Origin of the sequence: Microbacterium sp., from assembly GCF_051860965.1 — a bacterium.
Classification (GTDB): domain Bacteria; phylum Actinomycetota; class Actinomycetes; order Actinomycetales; family Microbacteriaceae; genus Microbacterium.
In genome coordinates this window covers 528,708-548,797 of sequence record NZ_JBIMKU010000001.1, presented here as the reverse complement: position 1 = coordinate 548,797, position 20,090 = coordinate 528,708, and the positions used below count along the sequence as shown (strand labels likewise).

General features: G+C 66.6%; 23 protein-coding genes and 2 tRNA genes. 9 read left to right on the top strand and 16 right to left on the bottom strand.

What is annotated here, in order from left to right:
- From ACTIFV_RS02585 to ACTIFV_RS02575, 3 genes are read right to left on the bottom strand one after another with little or no spacing between them, the layout of a single operon-like run.
- Entirely contained in the window at positions 1–627 is a 627-nt protein-coding gene (locus tag ACTIFV_RS02585) for an anthranilate synthase component II (RefSeq protein WP_439591188.1), read from the bottom strand.
- Positions 624–779, bottom strand: coding sequence for a hypothetical protein (locus ACTIFV_RS02580; RefSeq protein ID WP_248146428.1), 156 nt, complete (start codon positions 777–779; stop codon positions 624–626). Before ACTIFV_RS02580 ends, ACTIFV_RS02585 begins: the two co-directional genes overlap by 4 nt.
- A complete protein-coding gene (locus tag ACTIFV_RS02575; protein WP_439591390.1) occupies positions 779–1,555 on the bottom strand; it encodes a class E sortase in 777 nt (258 codons plus the stop codon). Before ACTIFV_RS02575 ends, ACTIFV_RS02580 begins: the two co-directional genes overlap by 1 nt.
- Positions 1,556–1,622: 67 nt before the next feature.
- Here ACTIFV_RS02575 and ACTIFV_RS02570 point away from each other — a divergent pair, with 67 nt between their 5' ends.
- Positions 1,623–1,865 (top strand): cell division protein CrgA, encoded by a 243-nt coding sequence (locus ACTIFV_RS02570; protein ID WP_439591187.1) that lies wholly within the window; start codon positions 1,623–1,625, stop codon positions 1,863–1,865.
- A gap of 103 nt (positions 1,866–1,968) precedes the next feature.
- Here the strand turns inward: ACTIFV_RS02570 and ACTIFV_RS02565 are convergent, their stop codons facing one another.
- Both ACTIFV_RS02565 and ACTIFV_RS02560 read right to left on the bottom strand, forming a co-directional pair.
- Positions 1,969–2,841 (bottom strand): rhomboid family intramembrane serine protease, encoded by an 873-nt coding sequence (locus ACTIFV_RS02565; protein ID WP_439591186.1) that lies wholly within the window; start codon positions 2,839–2,841, stop codon positions 1,969–1,971.
- 13 nt (positions 2,842–2,854) lie between these two features.
- Entirely contained in the window at positions 2,855–3,412 is a 558-nt protein-coding gene (locus ACTIFV_RS02560) for a peptidylprolyl isomerase (protein WP_439591185.1), read from the bottom strand.
- A 97-nt stretch (positions 3,413–3,509) separates the two neighbouring features.
- On the opposite strand from ACTIFV_RS02560, the gene ACTIFV_RS02555 reads away from it, so the two are divergent.
- Together ACTIFV_RS02555 and ACTIFV_RS02550 are read left to right on the top strand one after the other, a co-directional pair.
- The gene (locus ACTIFV_RS02555; protein WP_439591184.1) at positions 3,510–4,088 is read left to right on the top strand and encodes a DNA helicase; all 579 of its coding nucleotides are present in this window, start codon (positions 3,510–3,512) and stop codon (positions 4,086–4,088) included.
- Positions 4,081–4,554: an aminoacyl-tRNA deacylase gene (locus ACTIFV_RS02550; protein ID WP_439591183.1), complete on the top strand. Its 474-nt coding sequence runs from the start codon at positions 4,081–4,083 to the stop codon at positions 4,552–4,554. The genes ACTIFV_RS02555 and ACTIFV_RS02550 overlap by 8 nt, the downstream gene beginning before the upstream one ends.
- Here the strand turns inward: ACTIFV_RS02550 and ACTIFV_RS02545 are convergent.
- The 11 genes from ACTIFV_RS02545 to dnaA form a co-directional block, all read right to left on the bottom strand.
- Complete coding sequence (locus ACTIFV_RS02545) at positions 4,537–4,980, bottom strand: NUDIX hydrolase (protein ID WP_439591182.1); 444 nt, start codon at positions 4,978–4,980, stop codon at positions 4,537–4,539. The genes ACTIFV_RS02550 and ACTIFV_RS02545 overlap by 18 nt on opposite strands.
- 68 nt (positions 4,981–5,048) lie before the next feature.
- The gene (locus ACTIFV_RS02540; protein ID WP_439591181.1) at positions 5,049–5,774 is read right to left on the bottom strand and encodes a Pr6Pr family membrane protein; all 726 of its coding nucleotides are present in this window, start codon (positions 5,772–5,774) and stop codon (positions 5,049–5,051) included.
- Positions 5,775–5,896: 122 nt separating this feature from the next.
- Positions 5,897–5,969 (bottom strand) — tRNA-Ala (locus ACTIFV_RS02535).
- A 14-nt stretch (positions 5,970–5,983) separates the two neighbouring features.
- A tRNA-Ile gene (locus ACTIFV_RS02530) sits at positions 5,984–6,060 on the bottom strand.
- Positions 6,061–6,143: 83 nt separating this feature from the next.
- Positions 6,144–6,548, bottom strand: a complete 405-nt coding sequence (locus ACTIFV_RS02525; RefSeq protein ID WP_439591180.1) for a DUF3566 domain-containing protein — start codon at positions 6,546–6,548, stop codon at positions 6,144–6,146.
- Complete coding sequence (gene gyrA, locus ACTIFV_RS02520; RefSeq protein WP_439591179.1) at positions 6,545–9,139, bottom strand: DNA gyrase subunit A; 2,595 nt, start codon at positions 9,137–9,139, stop codon at positions 6,545–6,547. The genes ACTIFV_RS02525 and gyrA overlap by 4 nt, the downstream gene beginning before the upstream one ends.
- Positions 9,140–9,183: 44 nt before the next feature.
- Entirely contained in the window at positions 9,184–11,220 is a 2,037-nt protein-coding gene (gyrB, locus tag ACTIFV_RS02515; RefSeq protein ID WP_439591178.1) for a DNA topoisomerase (ATP-hydrolyzing) subunit B, read from the bottom strand.
- A 122-nt stretch (positions 11,221–11,342) separates the two neighbouring features.
- Positions 11,343–11,834, bottom strand: coding sequence for a DUF721 domain-containing protein (locus ACTIFV_RS02510; RefSeq protein ID WP_439591177.1), 492 nt, complete (start codon positions 11,832–11,834; stop codon positions 11,343–11,345).
- The gene (gene recF, locus ACTIFV_RS02505) at positions 11,827–12,984 is read right to left on the bottom strand and encodes a DNA replication/repair protein RecF (protein ID WP_439591176.1); all 1,158 of its coding nucleotides are present in this window, start codon (positions 12,982–12,984) and stop codon (positions 11,827–11,829) included. The genes ACTIFV_RS02510 and recF overlap by 8 nt, the downstream gene beginning before the upstream one ends.
- A gap of 32 nt (positions 12,985–13,016) precedes the next feature.
- Positions 13,017–14,168, bottom strand: a complete 1,152-nt coding sequence (gene dnaN, locus ACTIFV_RS02500) for a DNA polymerase III subunit beta (protein ID WP_439591175.1) — start codon at positions 14,166–14,168, stop codon at positions 13,017–13,019.
- Positions 14,169–14,584: 416 nt separating this feature from the next.
- Positions 14,585–16,009: a chromosomal replication initiator protein DnaA gene (gene dnaA / locus ACTIFV_RS02495; protein ID WP_439591174.1), complete on the bottom strand. Its 1,425-nt coding sequence runs from the start codon at positions 16,007–16,009 to the stop codon at positions 14,585–14,587.
- 312 nt (positions 16,010–16,321) lie between these two features.
- Between dnaA and rpmH the strand changes: the two genes are divergently transcribed.
- The 6 genes from rpmH to rsmG are packed head-to-tail and all read left to right on the top strand — an operon-like array spanning position 16,322 to position 19,485.
- Entirely contained in the window at positions 16,322–16,459 is a 138-nt protein-coding gene (gene rpmH / locus ACTIFV_RS02490) for a 50S ribosomal protein L34 (protein ID WP_036304730.1), read from the top strand.
- Between the two features lie 9 nt (positions 16,460–16,468).
- The gene (rnpA, locus tag ACTIFV_RS02485; protein WP_439591173.1) at positions 16,469–16,807 is read left to right on the top strand and encodes a ribonuclease P protein component; all 339 of its coding nucleotides are present in this window, start codon (positions 16,469–16,471) and stop codon (positions 16,805–16,807) included.
- Positions 16,804–17,160, top strand: coding sequence for a membrane protein insertion efficiency factor YidD (yidD, locus tag ACTIFV_RS02480; RefSeq protein WP_439591172.1), 357 nt, complete (start codon positions 16,804–16,806; stop codon positions 17,158–17,160). Before rnpA ends, yidD begins: the two co-directional genes overlap by 4 nt.
- 8 nt (positions 17,161–17,168) lie before the next feature.
- Positions 17,169–18,290: a membrane protein insertase YidC gene (gene yidC, locus ACTIFV_RS02475; protein WP_439591171.1), complete on the top strand. Its 1,122-nt coding sequence runs from the start codon at positions 17,169–17,171 to the stop codon at positions 18,288–18,290.
- A gap of 32 nt (positions 18,291–18,322) precedes the next feature.
- Positions 18,323–18,838, top strand: coding sequence for a protein jag (locus ACTIFV_RS02470; RefSeq protein WP_439591170.1), 516 nt, complete (start codon positions 18,323–18,325; stop codon positions 18,836–18,838).
- Positions 18,839–18,861: 23 nt separating this feature from the next.
- Positions 18,862–19,485, top strand: coding sequence for a 16S rRNA (guanine(527)-N(7))-methyltransferase RsmG (gene rsmG / locus ACTIFV_RS02465; RefSeq protein ID WP_439591169.1), 624 nt, complete (start codon positions 18,862–18,864; stop codon positions 19,483–19,485).
- The last annotated feature ends 605 nt before the right edge of the window (positions 19,486–20,090 follow it).

The window sequence follows — 20,090 nt, the reverse complement described above, 5'->3', positions numbered from 1 at the left end:
TCAGCGGCGCGGGCTGAGAAGTGCGCCGCGGGCCGCGGCATCCCGATACCCCACGCTTTCGAGCCAGTTGCCCAGGAGACGGTGGCCACCTTCGGTGAGCACGCTCTCGGGGTGGAACTGCACACCCTCGATCGGCGCGGTGCGATGGGCGACCCCCATGATGACGCCCGAATCGGTGCGGCTCGTGACGACCAGCTCGTCGGGCAGACTCGCGGGCACGATCGCAAGGGAGTGGTAGCGCGTCGCGGTGAAAGGGTCCGGGAGTCCGGCGTACAGCGGACTCGCGCCATGATGCACGAGCGACGTCATCCCGTGCATCAGCTCGGGTGCATGAGCGACCGTCGCACCGAATGCCTCGGCGATCGCCTGGTGCCCGAGACAGACACCGAGGAGCGGGATGCCGCGGCCCGCGGCCTCCCGCACGATCTCGATCGACGCTCCCGCGTCCGCCGGGGCTCCGGGACCGGGCGAAACGAGCACGCCTCGGCGCCCGTCGATCGCGGCGGCGGCGTCGGTCACGGCGTCCGCTTCGACGAGGTCGGTCTCGGCGCCCAGTTCGTGGAGGTATCCGACGAGGGTGTGGACGAAGCTGTCGTGGTTGTCGACGACGAGGATCGCCGCGGTCACTCGACCGTGACCTCTTGCGGGTTGATGAACTGGCTCGCCCACGGGAAGGCGTAGAAGATCAGACCGTAGAGCACGGCTGCGACGAGGACGATGAGGATCAGGATGCGCAGCCACACCGGTCCGGGAAGGATGCGCCACAGCGCCGCGTACATCAGGTGGCTCCGCTCAAGGAGGACGGCGGACCGTCGCTGCGGGGTGTGAACGAGTCGAAGACACCGTAGGCCACGATCCGCTCGGTCATCGAGTACATCGGGCTGCAGCTCGTCAGCGTGATGTACTGCATGCCGGCCGGTACACCGGGGGCCTGCGGAACGGGCAGCAGCACGTCCACCCGGTCGGGCGTCACGTACTCGAGGGTGCGGAACCGATAGGTGTACCAGCCGTCGGGGGTCTCGACGACGATCGGGTCGCCGACCTGAAGCTCGGCGATGCGGTTGAACGGCTTGCCCCACGTCGTGCGATGCGCGGCGAGCGCGAAGTTGCCCACCTCGCCCGGCATCGCCGCACCGGGGTAGTGGCCGATGCCGATCGCGTCGAGCGTGCGCTCACGTGAGACGCCTCCAGCGATCTCGACGGCGTAGTCGGCGCCGAACCGCGGGATCCGCATGACGCCGAACCGCTCCGCATCGGCGGGCTGGGGCAGGATGACGGGCGTGACCTCGGCAGGAGCCTCGGGTGGCGTGGCCGTCTGCGAAGGGTTCGGCACCGCCGGCTTGTACTCCTGAGCCCACGTCTCGGACAGCTCGTGCCCCGTCGCGTTGCGCTCGGCGGCGTAGATCCAATCGCCTACCCACAGCTGCCAGACGACGTACAGCATCGCGATGATGCCGGCGGTGATGAGGATCTCGCCGATGACGCCGATGACCGACGTGCGCTTGCGCGGGCGCGCGACAGCGCTCTGCGGCACAGGCTCCGCACCGACCCCCATCGATGGCTCCACGGGGTGAAGCCTAGCGATCACTGCTGAGACACGGCTGGCAGTTAGAATGCTCTACATGGCACGACCCGGCAAAGACGACGACTCGCTGATCGAACGAGCAGAAGGCGAGGCCGCTCCCAACCCGGTGTGGTTCAAGCCCATCATGATCGGGCTCATGCTCGTCGGCTTGGTGTGGGTGCTGGTGTTCTATCTGAGCGGCCCGCTGCAGCTCCCGATCCCCGGCATCGGTGCATGGAACCTCGCGATCGGCTTCGGCATCGCGTTCGTCGGGTTCCTCATGACGACCCGCTGGCGCTAGCCGCGGCATCCCTTCTCGGCCGAGGAATTACACGGCTGTCATTCATCCCCAGGTGTGGATGAACCTGTGGATAACTGCTGCTGGCAGCGTGTGTCGCGGCGTTTCAGTACACGAACGCGGGAATGAACAGCAGCGCGATGAGCCCGACGCCGACTGCGGCGAGCAGCCCGATCTGCAGTGCTCTCTGACGGGCGGCGCGCGTGCGCACGTAGATGAATCCGACGATCAGGCCCACGACCAGTCCGCCGACGTGCGCCTGCCACGAGACCCCCAACCCGGGGACGAACCCGATCGCGAGGTTGATCGCCAGAACGATCGCGATACCCGTGATGTTCGCGCCGATGTGACGGCCGATCACGACGAGTGCGCCGAAGAGCCCGAAGATGGCCCCGGACGCCCCGACCACGGGAGTCGTGAACGAGAGCAGCGCGACCGCGACCGATCCTCCCACCGCACTCAGGAGGTACAGCGCGATGAACCGACCCCGGCCGAGCAGCGGCTCGAGACTGCGCCCGATCATCCACAGCGCGAGCATGTTGAGTCCGAGATGCCAGAAGCTGCCGTGGACGAGCGCGGCCGTGAGGATGCGCCACGGCTCGAACCGTCCGAGCAGCTCTGGATAGAGCGTCGGCGCCCAGAACAGCAGGGTGTCCTGCACGGACGTTCCGAAGCCCGGGATCAGGGTGACGACGTAGACGAGTGCCGTGACCGCGATGATCGCATAGGTCGCGAGCGGTCGGCTGTCGACGGCGGTCACCGACCTCGTCGCCCACCGCCGCTCGGCCTTGCGCTGCACGGGAGTCTGCGCGGCCCGCTGCTCCTTCATGCACTCGGGGCAGATGACACCGACGGCGGCCTGCGTCTGGCACTCCGGGCACACCGTGCGACCGCACCTCTGGCAGAGCACGAAGCTCTGCCGATCAGGATGCCGGTAGCAGAAGTTGTCGCGGTTGCGCAGAAACGCGTCGGACGTCACGAGCGGGCGGTTACTAGACGGCGACGATGTCGACCGACTGCAGTACGACCGGCTCGATCGGACGGTCGCCGGCGGCGGTCGGCACTGCGCCGAGCGCGTCGACCACGGCCTTCGACGCGTCGTCGGCGACCTCGCCGAAGATCGTGTGCTTGCCCTGGAGCCACGGGGTCGGGTCGGTCGTGATGAAGAACTGCGATCCGTTGGTGCCCTCGGGCTGGCCGGTGATCGCGTTGCGGCGGAGTCCGGCGTTGGCCATCGCGAGCTTGTAGGGCTCGTTGAAGTCGAGCTCGCCGTTGATCTCGTCGTTGAACGTGTAGCCCGGCCCGCCGGTGCCCTGACCGAGCGGGTCGCCGCCCTGGATCATGAAGTTCGGGATGATGCGGTGGAACACGACATCCTTGTAGAGCGGGCCCTCGCCGGGCTTGCCGGTGGACGGATCGGTCCAGGCCCCGGTGCCGTCGGCGAGGCCGATGAAGTTCTTCACCGTGCGGGGCGCGTGGTCCCCGAACAGGTTGACGACGATGTCGCCGTGGTTGGTGTGGAAAGTGGCGACGGCAGTGTGCTGGGGCATGTCGTACATTCTCGCAGAGTTCTGTGCAAGCCCTCCCGCGTCCCCGGGGTTCTGGCAAGATGGAATCTCCACCGACCCCGTCGAGAGGGAGTGCCCCGTGAGCCTCAGCCGCAAGCGCAAGAAGGAACTCAAGAAGCTCCAGTCGCAGGCGAACAACCTGTGGCAGTCGCAGCAGGTCCTCGTGAGCGAGGCGGCGGATGTCGCGCGTGAGGCCAGCAGGCAGCTCGGCTACTTCGGTCGTGAGCAGGTCGCACCTCGCGTGCGCGAAGGCTACGAGCAGTACGCGGCCCCCTACCTCGACAAGGGCGTGCAGGCCTCGAAGCAGGTCCTGCAGAAGAACGTGATCCCGACGGCCGGCGTCGTCGTCGGCTCGGCTCTGTCCGCGTGGGACGCCGCCAACGAGACCCGTGCCCGCCTCGCCGCGGGGCGCGGCTTCTCGCTGCCCGATTCGCGTGACTATGCGAAGAAGGCCGACAAGTACGCCAAGAGCGTGTCGAAGCGGCTCTCCGGATACGTTCCCGCGCCGCAGAAGCAGGGCATGGGTGCCGGGGGCGTCATCGCGATCATCCTCGGCGTCGCGGCTGCGGTGGGCGTCCTCTACGCCGCATGGCAGACGCTCCGCGCCGATGACGAGCTCTGGGTCGCGGACGACCCGCTGCGCGCGCCGGATGCCTGATCCTCTCGATCGGGTCCGAGACGCGGCATCCGCTCTCGGACTCGACATCGAGTTGCGCGAGCGACCGCGCGCCGACAGCCTCGCCGAAGCAGCGTCGCTGCTCGGTCTGCAGCCCGCCGACATCGTCAAGACGCTGGTCGTGAAGCGGAGCGATGACACCTTCCTGTTCGCGCTGGTGCCGGGCGACCGTTCGATCTCGTGGCCGAAGCTGCGTGCCGTCGTCGGCGTGAACAAGCTTCAGCTTCCCGATGCCGCACGTGCACTGGCCGCGACGGGGTACGAACGCGGCACGATCGTGCCGATCGGCGCCGACGGCGACTGGCCGGTCTTCGCCGACGAGCGCATCGTGGGTACCCGCATCGCGATGGGCGCCGGAGCGCATGGCTACAGTCTCTTCGTCGACGCGGATGCCCTCATCGCGGCATACGGCGCCACCGTCGCCGACATCTCACAGGACGCTGACTGACGCTCCCCTCACCTGCGCCATCTTGAGTCCGATGTCGACGAGCTTCACCCGCTGCAGCGTGCGCACCTCGGACACGGGGAACCACTCCGCCCGATCGGTGGATCCGTTCCTCTCGTTGCGCAGCTTTCCGCCCGTGATGTGGGCGCGGTACACGATCCGCAGCGCCTGAAGGGGCTCGTCGGCCGGGGTGATCCGGCGGGCCCCTGGAATGACACGCGAATGGATGCCGAGCAGCTCGTCGACCACGACCCGATAGCCGGTCTCTTCGCGCACTTCGCGCCGGACTGCCTTCTCGGGGTCCTCACCGGGTTCGAGTCCACCGCCCGGCAGGGTCCACGCGGCGCGGCGACCCTCGATCCAGTGCGCGAGCAGCATCCGCTCTTCGCTGTCGACGATGATCCCGTACGCGGCCACCCGCATGTCCATGCTTCACCCTACTCAGGCATCGACTCCACAGGGCGGGTCGCCGCGGCGCGGACAAGGATCCATGTTCGTCAGACGGGGAGGCTCTCCCCGGTGCGGCGTGCCGCGGAGCGACGGCCGCGCAGTCGCCCGATGCCGACGATCGCCGCGCCGATCCCGACGAGTACGACCAGCATGACCCCCACGTAGATGAGGACCGAGGGCCAACCACCGGCACCGTGCGGATCGAGGAACGGATACGGGTACCACCAGTCGTGCGCGCCGCTGGGGTCGGGAACGATGCCTCCACGGATGACCGTGTAGATCAACCAGACGAGCGGGTACGCCACGATGACCGCGAGAGACCACCACGGCAGACCACGACGGCGCGACGCGAAGAAGAGGTCGACGAGCAGGTAGAGCGGGATGATCACGTGGAGCGACTCGGTCGCCCAGACGTCGAGCGCGTGGATTCCGGATGGATCGCTCTGCGCGATCTCGGACGGCAGCCCGCGGAGCAGCGCGTTGTACACGATTCCGAGAAGGAGGATCGGTCCTGTGATGCCGGCGATCGCGAGCGCGACACCGAACGGCTCGGACGAGAGACCCGGGTTCCGCAGCGACCAGACCGCGGCGACGACGAAGGTCACGACGAGGATGATGGTCGACAGGATCGTGAAGAGGCTGCAGTAGTTCGCCAGAACCAGACCGAGATCCTGCCCCTGACGCCCCGCGCGGTCGACGTTGACGATGAAGCCCGCGACGACGCCCGAGATTCCGACGACCGCCGCTGCGATCCGAAGCCATGCCCAGACCATGGGTGCCCTTCCTGTCGAACGACGCTGCTCGACTTCTGAGAGGAATACCGCGTCGGGCACACGGTGACGGGAAACGTTGTCGCCGGACGACAGGGGCAGCACCGAGAAGGAGGGAAAGACTGTGGAGCCTAGGAGAATCGAACTCCTGACATCCTGCTTGCAAAGCAGGCACTCTACCAACTGAGTTAAGGCCCCGAGAGGTATGGAATTGGTGGGGCTACCAGGACTTGAACCTGGGACCTCTTCATTATCAGTGAAGCGCTCTAACCGCCTGAGCTATAGCCCCGATCGTGCCGGCGATCTCGCGCCGTCAACCTCCAAGACTTTACCCGACGAGCGGGCAATGTCGAAATCGGAAGAGGTCGATCGTCAGTTCGACGTGAAGCCGACGAGCAGCCCGCCCGTCACCTTCACGGCGAGGTTGTAGATGCCGGCCATGACCGCGCCGAGCACGGTCACGACGACGAGATTGAGGATCGCGACGATTGCCGCGAAGGCCAGAACCTGCGGGAAGCTGACGAAGCTCGACAGCAGGAAGCTGCCGTCCGAGAAGCCGCCGAGGAACTCGTCGGCCTGGTCGATGAGTCCGGTCGTGCGCACGATCAGGAACATCAGGACGAACGAGACGATCGTGACGACCGCGACCGCGATCGCGGCGAGGAACGACAGCTTCACGGCGGACCAGAAGTCGACGTAGACGAGACGCAGGCGCACCTGCTTGGCGCTGGTCTTGTGGCTGGACTTCTTGGCGAGCTTGTCGGCTACGGTGCTCATAGGTCAGTACTCTCTTCGGCGGTCACTGCGTCTGCAGCTTCAGTGGGCCCATCGACGGACACGGGGGCCGAGTCGGGCTCGGCGGTCTCTGTGATCTCGGCCAGTCCGCGCTCGCCGTTGCGCGCGATCGCCAGGATGCGATCGTCGTCGTCGGGGCGGGCGAACACAACACCCATGGTGTCGCGACCCTTGGCGGGGACCTCGGCCACGGCAGAGCGTACCACCTTGCCGCTGGCAAGAACCACCAAGACCTCGTCGTCCTCGGAGACGATCAGACCGCCTGCGAGGTCACCGCGATCCTCGTTCAGCTTGGCCACCTTGATGCCCAGACCGCCGCGGCTCTGGGTGCGATACTGGCCGACCTCGGTGCGCTTGGCGTAGCCGCCTTCGGTCACGACGAAGACGAACTCGTCATCCTGTGCGACCGACGCCGACAGCAGGCTGTCGTCAGCACGGAACGACATGCCCTTGACGCCTTCGGTCGATCGGCCCATGGGTCGCAGCGCATCGTCGGTCGCCTCGAAGCGGAGCGACATTCCGTGCCGGCTGATGAGGAGGATGTCCTCGCCCTCGTCCACGAGGAGTGCGGAGACGAGCTCGTCGCCGTCCTCGTCGTCCTGCCCGCGCAGCTTGATGGCGATGATCCCGCCCTGGCGGTTGGTGTCGTACTCCTCGAGACGCGTCTTCTTCACGAGTCCACCGCGGGTCGCGAGCACGAGATAGTCCGCGACCTTGTAGTCCCGGATGTCGAGGATCTGCGCGATCTCCTCGCCCGGCTGCAGAGCGAGGAGGTTCGCGACGTGCTGGCCCTTGGCATCCCGACCCGCCTCTGCCACCTCGTAGGCCTTCGCGCGATAGACCCGGCCCTTGGTCGAGAAGAACAGCAGCCAGTGGTGCGTCGTCGTGACGAAGAAGTGCTCGACGACGTCGTCGGCGCGCAGCTGCGCACCCTTGACGCCCTTGCCGCCGCGGTGCTGCGAGCGATAGTTGTCGCTGCGCGTGCGCTTGATGTAGCCGTCGCGCGTGACCGTGACGACCATCTCCTCCTCGGGGATGAGGTCTTCGACCGACATGTCGCCGTCGAAGCCCTGGAGGATCTGCGTGCGCCGATCGTCGCCGAACCGCTCGACGATGCCGGTGAGCTCCTCGGTGATGATCGTGCGCTGGCGCGCCGGCGTCGCGAGGATCTCGTGGAAGTCGGCGATCTTGAGTTCGAGGGCCGCGGCCTCGTCGATGAGCTTCTGTCGCTCCAGCGCCGCGAGCCGGCGCAGCTGCATGTCGAGGATCGCCGCGGCCTGCACCTCGTCGATGTCGAGGAGCTTCTGCAGGCCCTCGTTGGCCTCGCTCGGTGTCGGGGAGCGACGGATGAGCGCGATGACCTCGTCGAGCGCGTCGAGTGCCTTGAGGTAGCCGCGCAGGATGTGCATGCGCTTCTCGGCCTCACGCAGACGGTAGGCCGTCCGCCGCTGGATGACGTCGAGCTGGTGATCGATCCAGTGGGTGATGAAGCCGTCGAGCGGCAGCGTGCGCGGCACGCCGTCGACGATCGCGAGCATGTTCGCGCCGAAGTTGTCCTGCAGCTGAGTGTGCTTGTAGAGGTTGTTGAGGACGACCTTGGCGACGGCATCCCGCTTCAGGACGATCACGAGGCGCTGCCCCGTGCGTCCCGAGGACTCGTCGCGGATGTCGGCGATGCCCGTGATCTTGCCCTCGCGCGCGAGATCGCTGATCTTGACCGCGACGTTGTCGGGGTTGACCTGGTACGGCAGTTCGGTGATCACGAGGCACGTGCGGCCCTGGATCTCTTCGACGTTGACGACGGCGCGCATCGTGATCGAGCCGCGGCCCGTGCGATAGGCGTCCTTGATGCCCTTCGTGCCGAGGATCTGCGCGTGGGTGGGGAAGTCCGGACCGGGGATGCGCTCCATGAGCGCTTCGAGCAGCTCTTCCTTGGTCGCGTCCGGGTTCTCGAGCGCCCACAGTGCACCCGCGGCCACCTCGCGGAGGTTGTGCGGCGGGATGTTGGTCGCCATGCCGACGGCGATGCCGACCGAGCCGTTGACCAGCAGGTTCGGGAACCGCGCCGGAAGGACGACCGGCTCCTGCGTCTGCCCGTCGTAGTTGTCGACGAAGTCGACGGTGTCCTCTTCGATGTCGCGCACCATCTCGAGGGCGAGCTGGGCCATCTTCGTCTCGGTGTAGCGCGGCGCGGCGGCGCCCTGGTTGCCGGGCGAGCCGAAGTTGCCCTGCCCGATGGCGAGCGGGTAGCGCAGTGCCCACGGCTGGACGAGGCGCACGAGTGCGTCGTAGATCGGGGCGTCGCCGTGCGGGTGGTAGTGACCCATGACCTCGCCGACGACGCGGGCGCACTTCGAGAACGACTTGTCGGGGCGGAATCCTCCGTCGTACATGCCGTAGATGACACGGCGGTGCACCGGCTTGAGGCCGTCCTCGACGCGTGGCAGCGCACGCCCGACGATGACGCTCATCGCGTAGTCGAGGTAGCTCCGCTGCATCTCGGACTGCAGGTCGACCTGGTCGATGTGCCCGTGGTTGTGCTCCGGGGCGTCGGGACGAACGTCGTCAGTCATGTTCTCTCAGTTCGCTATGTCGTTCGGCGGGGGCGACGCCGGAATCAGATGTCGAGGAAGCGGACGTCTTTCGCGTTCCGCTGGATGAAGCTGCGGCGCGACTCGACGTCTTCACCCATGAGGACGGTGAAGATCTCATCCGCCGCGGCGGCGTCGTCGATCGTCACCTGCTTGAGCGTGCGCGTCTCGGGATCCATGGTCGTCTCCCACAGTTCCTTGTCGTTCATCTCGCCGAGACCCTTGTAGCGCTGGATGCCGTTGTCCTTCGGGATCCTCTTGCCCTCGGCGACACCGGCCGCGAGCAGAGCGTCGCGCTCGCGATCGCTGTACACGTACTCGTGCGGCGAGTTCGACCACTTGAGTCGGTAGAGCGGCGGCTGCGCGAGGTAGACGAACCCCGCCTCGATGAGTCCGCGCATGTAGCGGAACAGCAGCGTGAGCAGGAGCGTCGTGATGTGCTGACCGTCGACGTCGGCATCGGCCATCAGCACGATCTTGTGATAGCGCGCCTTCTCGATGTCGAAGTCCTCACCGATGCCCGTGCCGAAGGCCTGGATCATCGCCTGCACCTCTTTGTTGCCGAGGGCGCGGTCGAGACGCGCGCGCTCGACGTTGAGGATCTTGCCGCGGAGGGCGAGGATCGCCTGCGTGTGAGGGTCGCGACCCTGCACCGCGGAGCCGCCGGCCGAGTCCCCCTCGACGAGGAAGATCTCGCTGATCGATGGGTCCTTGCTCGTGCAGTCCTTCAGTTTGTCGGGCATCGCGGCCGACTCGAAGACGCTCTTGCGGCGTGCGGTCTCGCGCGCCTTGCGGGCGGCGAGCCGCGCGGTCGCGGCGTCGATCGCCTTGCGGATGATGTTCTTGGCCTGCACCGGGTTGCGGTCGAACCAGTCGCCGAGCTGATCGCCCACGACCTTCTGGACGAACGCCTTCGCCTCGGTGTTGCCGAGCTTGGTCTTGGTCTGGCCCTCGAACTGCGGCTCGGAGAGCTTCACCGAGATGACGGCCGTGAGGCCCTCGCGCACATCGTCGCCCGAGAGGTTCTCGTCCTTCTCCTTGAGCAGGTTGTTCGCGCGTGCGTACTTGTTGACGAGCGTCGTCAGTGCCGCGCGGAATCCTTCTTCGTGCGTTCCGCCCTCGTGCGTGTTGATGACGTTCGCGTACGTGAAGACGTTCTCGGTGTAGCTGGTCGTCCACTGCATCGCGACCTCGACCGAGATCTTGCGCACGGTGTCCTCGGATTCGAAGTCGATCACCTCGTCGTTCACGTGCTCGGCCTTGCGCACCTTGTTGAGGTATTCGACGTAGTCGACGAGGCCGCGCTCGTAGAGGAAGCTGTCGTTCGGCTGCTGAAGCACGACCTCGCCGGCTTCGACCTCCTCTTCGTACGCGGACGAGGGGCGCTCGTCACGGACGTCGATGCGGAGCCCCTTGTTGAGGAATGCCATCTGCTGGAAGCGGGTGCGCAGCGTGTCGTACTCGAAGTCGATGGATTCGAAGATGGATGCATCGGGCCAGAACGTGATCGTCGTGCCGGTGATGTCGCTCTTCTCGGCTCGCTCCAGCGGTGCCTGCGGGACGCCGCCGTCGCGGTACTCCTGGCGCCACGCGTAGCCCTCGCGGTGGACCTCGACCTCGAGGCGCGTCGACAGGGCGTTCACGACCGACGACCCGACGCCGTGCAGACCACCCGAGACGGCGTACCCGCCGCCACCGAACTTGCCGCCGGCGTGCAGCACGGTGAGCACCACCTCGACGGTCGACTTGCCCTCGGTCTTGTGCATGTCGACCGGGATGCCTCGTCCGTTGTCGACGACGCGCACGCCGCCGTCGGGGAGGATCGTCACGAGGATCGTGTCGCAGTAGCCGGCCATCGCCTCGTCGACGGAGTTGTCGACGATCTCCTGCACCAGGTGATGCAGGCCGCGGGGCCCGGTCGAGCCGATGTACATACCCGGGCGCTTGCGCACGGCCTCGAGTCCTTCGAGCACCTGGATCTGATCGGCCCCGTACTCGGCGCCGTTCGGTTCAGGGCTGTTTCGGGGTGCTTCAGGAGTGCTTTCGGGATTCACGGACGTCATATGTTTCGAGCGCTCCTGATCGATCGTAGGGTGCCCTGACAGTCTACCGTGTCGCGGCTGTTCCCGCGGGTTCTACGGCCCTCTCGCGCGATGGAATCGACCGGGAGACCCGTGGACGTGGTTCAGCCGTAAGTATCGCGAGGACCGCGCCCTGGAATGGCTCTGGGGCCCCATTTCCAAGAGGGGACGTCGGGCCCGAGAAAGCGGATGCCGGTCACGCCCGCTTCGGGGAATCTCCGCACGATCTCGGAGAGGATGTGCGACCGCATCAGCTGAAGCTGCTTCGCCCACGCGGTCGAATCCGCCTGGACGGTCAGCGTGCCTTCCTGGAAAGCGACGGGACGAGTGTGGCCCGCGGTGTCCTCGCCGGCGACCTCGGCCCAGGCCAGGACCACATCCTCGCGAGCGAGCTGCGGGTTCCATCCCGCCTCGCGGGTCATCACTGCGAGCACGTCACCCACTCCGCGGGGGTCGCGACCCGCGCTGAACGGCACGTTCTCCTCGTCCAGCTCGCGGCGGCGCTTCTTGCGGAACGTGCGCGACTGCGGCTCGAGCCCGCGAAGGCGGAGATAGGTGGAGACCGTCTCGGGGACCGGGGCGTCGGATTCAGGCATCCGCTGCCTCCAGGATCTTTCCCGCCTCGACCCGCACGACTCGCGCGCGGAGCTCGATCGGGATGTCGGCGTCGACGGCCGCGGTCACGACGACCTGTTCGTAGCCGCTCGCAAGGCCCGCCAGGCGAGTGCGTCGATCGGCGTCGAGTTCGGCGAAGACGTCGTCGAGGATGAGGACGGGATCGCCGAGGTTCGACTCGGCCCGCAGCAGCTCGGCGGACGCGAGACGCAGGGCGAGGGCGACCGACCACGATTCGCCGTGCGACGCATAGCCCTTGACCGGCAGGCCGCGCACGCGGAGGACGAGGTCGTCGCGGTGAGGTCCGACGAGGGTCACACCGCGATCGAGCTCGGAGGATCGGCGAGCCAGGAGGGTCTCGCGGAAGACATCCTCGATCGCGCGAGTGGTCGGCTCGACCTCGTCGCCCTCAGCGCCCTCTTCTGGATCCGCCCCGCGCGCGGACAGCGCCCATTCGAGCCGCGGCTGGTGATCGGCGCCGGCGATCGCCGCGTACGCGGTCGCAAGCGGACCCTGCAGATCTTCGGCGAGCGCGATGCGCGCCCGGATGACCTCCGACCCGAGGGCGATGAGCTTGTCGTCCCAGACGTCGAGGGTCGACAGTGCGTCGCCGCGGATCCCGCGTGCCCGCGCGGACTTCAGGAGAGCCGTGCGCTGCTTCAGCACCCGGTCGTAGTCGCCGAGCACGCCCGCCATGCGCGGAGTCCGCTGCACGAGGAGCTGATCCGCGAACCGTCGTCGCGCCGAGGGATCGCCGCGGACGATCTGGAGGTCCTCGGGGGCGAAGAGGACGACCTGCGCGTAGCGCGGGAGCTCGGACGGCTTGACGGATGCCCCGTTCACGCGCGCCTTGTTCGAGCCCTGCCGATTCACCTGCACTTCGAGCAGGACTCGGCGCTCGCCGTGCGCGAGCCGGGCGCGGATGATCGCCGCATCCATCCCGTCGCGCACCATCGGCGCGTCGTTGGACACGCGATGGGAGCCGAGCGTCGCGAAGAATGCGATGGCCTCGGCGAGATTCGTCTTGCCCTGACCGTTGCGGCCGACGAAGACGTTCGGACCGGGACCCAGGGTCACGTCGGCGGCCGCATAGTTGCGGAAGTCGACGAGACTCAGCTGCTCCACGATCACGCACTCAACCCTACGTGGAGGTGCCGACGCACCTACCGGAGCAGGAGGTTCGGCTGGAGCAGGTACTTGAACGACTCGGCCGCGGCCTTGTCGACCGAGGTCTGCGGCGTCACCAGAACGGGGCTCAGCTTGTTCGCGTTCTCGCTCGAGGTGAACGTGATCCGCGCGAACTCGCTCTTCACCGCACCGAGAGACTCGAGCAGGTACTGCGGGTTGAGTCCGAGGGTGACGTCCTCGCCGACGAGGTGCGCATCGACGGACTCGGATGCCCGCGCCTGCTCGGTGCCCGAGGCATCCATCGAGACGCTGTCGGTCGTGAACGTGAACCGCAGCGGCGCGGACCGGTCGAGCACGAGCGAGACTCGTCGCACGGCCTCGGCGAGCTCGGCCGTATTGACCACCGCATGGTGCTCGGTGGCCTCGGGGAACAGTCGACGCACGGGTGGGAAGTTGCCCTTGATGAGCAGGGACGTCACGGTCTTGTTGCCCGACGAGAAGGCGATGATCTCGCGATCGCCCGATCCGGAGAACGCGATCGAGATGTCGCCGCTGTGCGCGAAGGTCTTGCCGACCTCGGTGAGCGTGCGTGCCGGGACGAGCGCTGCGGCGGATTCGTCGGATGCCGCGGCTCCGCCGTCCCACGGGATCTCGCGCAGTGCGACCCGGTAGCGGTCGGTCGCGACGAGGCTCAGGGTCGTGCCCGAGACCTCGAGCTGAACACCGGTGAGCACGGGTGTCACATCATCGCGCGAGGCTGCGAACGCGACCTGTGCGATCGCGGTCGCGAAGTCCTCGGCCGGGACCAGGCCGGACTCGCCGGTGACCTCGGGGATCGCGGGGTACTCCTGGACCGGCATCGACGCGAGGGTGAAGCGCGCCGAACCACAGGAGAGCAGGATGCCGCCGTCCTCGTCGACCTCGATCTGAATCGGAGCGTTCGGCAGACGGCTGGCGATCTCGGAGAGCAGACGCCCGTGCACGAGGATCGTGCCGGGGTCGTCGACGGTCGCTTCGATCGTCGTGCGTGCGGAGGCCTCGTAATCGAATGCCGAGAGGGAGAGCCCGGCATCGGATGCCTCGATGAGCACGCCGGCGAGGATCGGCTGCGGATTGCGCTGCGGCAGGAGCTTGACGACGAACGACACGGCTTCGCTGAACACATCGCGATTGACGTGGAACTTCACGAATGCTCCCTTACATCTGAGGCGGGAGTACTCATGCTAGTGCCCTTGCCCACGCAGCCACACAGTGCGCGTCGTTGCGGTTCGCTGTTCCTCGAGGTGATCGGACCGGCTTCTTCATCTTCGTTAACGTCATGGTGTTAACGCCTGTGGAATCTGTGGACAACTCAGCCGATCGCTCTCGGGACACCGGAACCACACCTTTGTAAGTTGTGAGCGAGCTGCGGACGACGTGCTGAAGGCGTTGCGTCGCATCCACGGTCGTTCCCCGCTTGCCCACAGGCTGACGTACGGTCGTCCCGAGTTATCCACAGGTTTTCCACACTGTGGGAAACGTGATGATGGCGGGGTCGGCGCGTGTTGTCAAGAACGACTTCCGGCATATGTCGTCGGGTGGCGCGACCCCTGGAGAATGCGGGTCAACGAGGGCTGCGACCGAGCTGTGTCGTGATGTCGGAGACCTGGTTGTAGATCGAGCGGCGCTCTTTCATGAGCTCGCTGATCTTCTTGTACGCGTACATCACGGTGGTGTGGTCGCGATTGCCGAACAGCTGTCCGATCTTGGGGAGCGACAGACTGGTGCGCTCGCGGCACAGGTACATCGCGATCTGCCGTGCCGTCGCGATGGACTGGGATCGGCTGGAGCCGTAGAGGTCGTCGACGGTGAGCTTGAAGTACTGCGCGGTGGCCGTGATGATGTCGGTCGGCGAGATGACGTTCGCGTCGTCCTGGTCGATGATGTCGCGCAGGACCGTCTGGGCGAGCGACATGTCGAGATTCGAGCGGTTGAGGCTCGCGAACGCCGAGACGCGGATGAGGGCGCCTTCGAGTTCGCGGATGTTGGACGAGACCACCGTCGCGATGTACTCGAGGACGTCGTCGGGGATGTGCAGGCGCTCGGACTGCGCCTTCTTGCGGAGGATCGCGATGCGGGTCTCGAGGTCGGGGGCCTGCACGTCGGTGATGAGACCCCACTCGAACCGGCTGCGCATGCGGTCCTCGAAGCCCGTGAGGTGCTTCGGCGGCACGTCACTCGTGATCACGACCTGCTTGTCGTGGTCGTGCAGCGTATTGAAGGTGTGGAAGAAGGCCTCCTGGGTTTCGGCGCGACCCTGGAGGAACTGGATGTCGTCGATCAGCAGGATGTCGACGTCGCGATAGCGCGCCTGGAATGCCGAGCCCCGGTTGTTCGCGATCGAGTTGATGAAGTCGTTCGTGAACTCCTCGCTCGAGACGTAGCGCACCTTGATGCCGGCGTAGAGGCTGATCGCGTAGTCGCCGATCGCGTGCAGGAGGTGCGTCTTGCCGAGGCCCGAATCGCCGTAGATGAAGAGCGGGTTGTACGCCTTGGCCGGTGCTTCCGCGACGGCGACCGCCGCCGCGTGCGCGAAGCGGTTGGACTGACCGATGACGAAGTTGTCGAAGGTGTACTTGGGGTTGAGGCGGGTGTCGCTGCGGGTGATGGATGCCGCGACATCCGGAATCTCCTCCATGGGAGTGCGCATCGCGGAGACCGTGGGCGTCGTGGCCGGCTGCTGGACGGGGATCGGAACCGTCAGATGCGCGTCGGCGAGCTCGGGGTTGACCACGACGCGGAACGTCGAGACCTCACCCTCTGGGGATGCCGTGGCCAAGGCCTCGAGGATCGGCGCCCGCATGCGCTTGTTGATCTGCGCGGCCGTCAAGTCGTTCGGCACGTCGAGGTAGAGGGTTCCGCCCATGACGCCCTGGGCGACGGCGAGGCTGAGGAAGCCCTCGAGCTGCGGCGTGATCCGCTCGTCGGTGCGCAGGATCTCCAGCACGTGTGTCCAGACGGGTACATCCGGATTCTCGTGCACTGACATGGCCCCCCCGGGTTGTTGATGGATCCGAGGGCCGCCGCGGTTTCTTCACGCGCAGCCTGTGGATAACTGCCGGAGCAACGCTAGTCAGCGCCGGTGCTTCGAGCAAACTCCACTGTACGGGCGACCCGCGTGTCACTGCCAGGCCGACGGGCTCTGCTCCGCCATAATGCCCCGCGTCCCGCTCAGTTTGAGTTATCGGACCCGACGACGTAGCCTTAATCGGTTGACGTCTGCCTTCTCGGCACTGTCGTCCCCTTCATCGTCGTCTCCGGTTGCACATCCGGTGACACTCCTTCATCCGGAAGTGATCTCATGAGCAAGCGCACGTTCCAGCCCAACAACCGCCGCCGCGCCAAGAAGCACGGTTTCCGCGCCCGCATGCGCACGCGCGCCGGCCGCGCCATCCTCTCGGCTCGCCGCGGCAAGGGCCGCACCGAGCTCTCGGCCTGATACGGGCCGGTGCTGGCGCGGCCGAACCGACTCACCCGCGGAGCGGATTACAAGGCCGTCGTCCGTCGGGGTCGTCGCTGTGCCGCCGTGCACACCGTGACCTACGTCACCACCACTGACGAACAGCGTCCCACCCGCTTCGGCTTCATCGTGAGCCGGCAGGTGGGATCTGCTGTTGTACGCAACACCGTCCGCAGGCGCCTGAAGTCGGTCTGTCTGACCGCGCTGCCTGCCGTCCGCCCGGGCTCGGACATCGTGATCCGGGCACTCCCCTCCTCAGCGTCGGCTCCCTACGCCGCTCTGCGCGACGAGGTCGTCCGCTGCCTCGAGCGGAGGGCAGCCGCGTGAGCGTTCTTCCTGCGTACGCGCTCGGGACGGCGCACTTCGAGGCATCGTCCGCTCTGCGCAGCATCCCGCTCCTCCCCCGCAACCTGGTGCTCGGTCTGCTCCACGGGTATCGCGCGACGATCTCGCACACGTACGGAGATGTCTGCAAGTACTACCCGTCGTGTTCGGCGTACGCCGTCGGGGCGGTCCAGCAGCACGGCGCGCTCAAGGGCGCGGCTCTCACCGTCGCCCGTCTCGGGCGCTGCCATCCCTGGGCCGTCGGCGGCGTCGATGACGTGCCGGCCCACGCACACTTCCGCCACGGACTGACCCCGCACGGGTTCGTCGTCCCGGCACCCTCAGGAAAGGACTGATCCACCGCATGGATCTCTTGTTCGCCGCGACGTCTTCACCGTCCCCCGCCCCGGCCGCCGGCGGTTTCGACCTCATCGGCACGATCCTCTGGCCGCTCAAGTGGCTGGTCGAGATGGTGCTCGTCTTCTGGCACTGGCTGTTCACCGCGATGGGTCTTCCGCCCGCCGACGGCATCACGTGGGTGCTCTCGATCGTCGGCCTGGTCATCGTCGTGCGCTCGGCGCTCATCCCGCTCTTCGTGAAGCAGATCAAGAGCCAGCGCAAGATGATGGAAATCGCTCCTGAACTGCGAAAAGTTCAGGAGAAGTACCGAGGCAAGAAGGATCAGCTCTCTCGCGAGGCGATGAGCCGCGAGACGATGGCGCTGTACAAGAAGCACGGCACCACTCCCGTGTCGAGCTGTCTGCCGCTTCTCGTTCAGATGCCGATCTTCTTCGCGCTCTTCAGCGTCCTGAACGACGTCACCAAGCATGTGACGGCCGGCATCGGCGGTGTCGGACTGCTCAACGCCGAACTCACCCAGCAGTTCTACGACGCCAAGCTGTTCGGCGTCGCGTCCCTGCATGAGACGCTCATCAACGCGTTCGAGACGCAGAACGTCACGGCCATCGTGATCTTGCTCACGCTGGTCGTCCTGATGATCGCGTCGCAGTTCTTCACGCAGCTTCAGATCATCTCGAAGAACCTCTCCCCCGAGGCCAAGACCGGCCAGGCGTACCAGATGCAGAAGATCATGCTCTACGTCCTGCCCTTCGCCTTCGTCTTCTCGGGCGTCTTCTTCCCGCTCGGCGTCGTCATCTACTGGTTCGTGTCGAACCTGTGGACGATGGGCCAGCAGTTCCTCGTCATCCGCGAGATGCCGACGCCTGGGTCCGACGCGGCCAAAGCTCGCGAAGAGCGCCTGGCACGCAAGGGCAAGGCGATCGACAGCTCGGGCAAGGTCGTTCCGATGGAGAAGTACCAGGCCGAGCAGCAGCGCCTCTTTGAAGAGGCTGAGGCGGCGAAGGCCGCGGCTCCCAAGCGCCAGCAGCCGGTGAGCAAGCAGCGCGCGAAGAAGACGCAGGGCAACAAGCCCGCCGGCGGAGGCCAGCAGGGCAAGAAGCCGGATGCCACTTCGGGCACACCCTGATCTCCTTCCCGCAGAACTCCGACGAGGACACGATGACCCAGACCCCCGACCACGCCGTCGACACCCGCACTGACCGTGCCCCCGAGACCGTGGAGCAGCTCGAGCAGGAAGGCGATTTCGCCGCGGACTTCCTGGAGGGCCTTCTCGACATCGCCGACATCGACGGCGATCTCGCTCTCGACGTCCGCGCGGGCCGCGCCTATGTCTCCGTCGAAGCTCCCGAAGGCGGATCGGTCGGCGTGCTCGCCGACCCCGACACCGTGCAGGCGCTGCAGGAGCTCACGCGGATCGCGGTGCAGACGAAGACCGGCCGCTTCTCACGCCTGATCCTGGACATCGGCGGGTCCCGCGACACGCGCAAGCAGGAACTCACGACTCTCGTCGAGCGTGCGATCGCTCGTCTCGACGAGGGCGCATCCCAGGCATCCCTCCCCGCCATGTCGAGCTATGAGCGCAAGCTCGTCCACGACATCGTCTCGGAGCGCGGCTTCGTCTCGGAGTCGTACGGCGAGGGTGCCGACCGACACACGGTCATCAGCCGCGGGTGACCGACGTTTCACGTGAAACATCGATGAGCGAGATCGAGACCGAGCCGGCGGTCGCTGCGGAGATCTTCGGAGACCGCATCGAGGTGGCACGCGCGTTCACCCGAGCCCTCGGCGAGCACGGGGAAGAACGCGGCCTGATCGGCCCCCTCGAGCCTGCTCGGCTGTGGTCGCGCCATGTCCTCAACAGCGCGGTGGCTGCTCCCCTCTTCTCAGGTACGGTCGGCGACGTGGGTTCGGGTGCCGGCCTGCCGGGACTCGTGCTCGCGATCGCGCGGCCCGACGTGCAGTGGGTGCTCATCGAGCCCATGGAGCGCCGCGTCGCATGGCTGGACGAGCAGGTCGCCTCGCTCGGACTCGACAATGTCGAGGTGCTGCGCACTCGTGCGGAGGACTGGAAGCGCGGACCGGCGCTGGATGCCGTCACCGCCCGCGCGGTGAGCGCGCTGCGCACTCTCGTGCCTCTCACGGCGCCACTGGTGCGCGACGGTGGAGAGCTGATCCTCCTCAAGGGAGCGGCCGCTTCGAATGAGATCGAGGCTGCCGACAAGGTGCTGCGCAAGTTTCGAGTGAAGGATGCCCGAGTGGAACTCGTGGGCGAGGGTCTGCTCGAGGAACCGACACGCGTGGTGCGAGGCACCGTCCGCTGACCACCGAGCACCCGTCGGCTGCGATGGGTCTCGATGAGGCGGTCGTGCCTGCCGACCGACGGGGCGATTCGGTCACTCTTTCCTGACGGGATCTGCGCCGCGGCGATAGAGCAACCCGCACGGTCTGTGCATCGAGATCAGAGATGTTTCACGTGAAACGGTAGCGCTGCTGCGGGTCGGGACAGCGGAGGTCGTGGTCCGATTTCACGGCCGTGCCACCCACTCGACCGACGGGGCAGATTCGGTTGCTCGATCTCGACGGAGGATCCCCTTCAGAAGATCGAGTCGGGCGCGAGCCCGGCGAGATCGGACCGACTCTCCATCGGATCTCGCTGGAGGGGATCATCCACATCGCGTCAGGTGAGAAATGCGGCACGCGGGCAAGCCACCGGCACCTCGCGGTGGGTCTCGATGCGTCGCCTTCGGGGTGCGCGACCGACAGGTCTGGGTCGCGAGCGTTCGTGTGCTCGGCTCAGACTCCGTATCCAGTCCAGCGAGGGATGTTTCACGTGAAACATCGGCGTGGGTCCCATGCCCGGCCTTCGGCGGCTACTCCAGCGCCCATTCTGGGCTCGAGGCGTTCGAAGAGCCACGGAGCGTAGTGG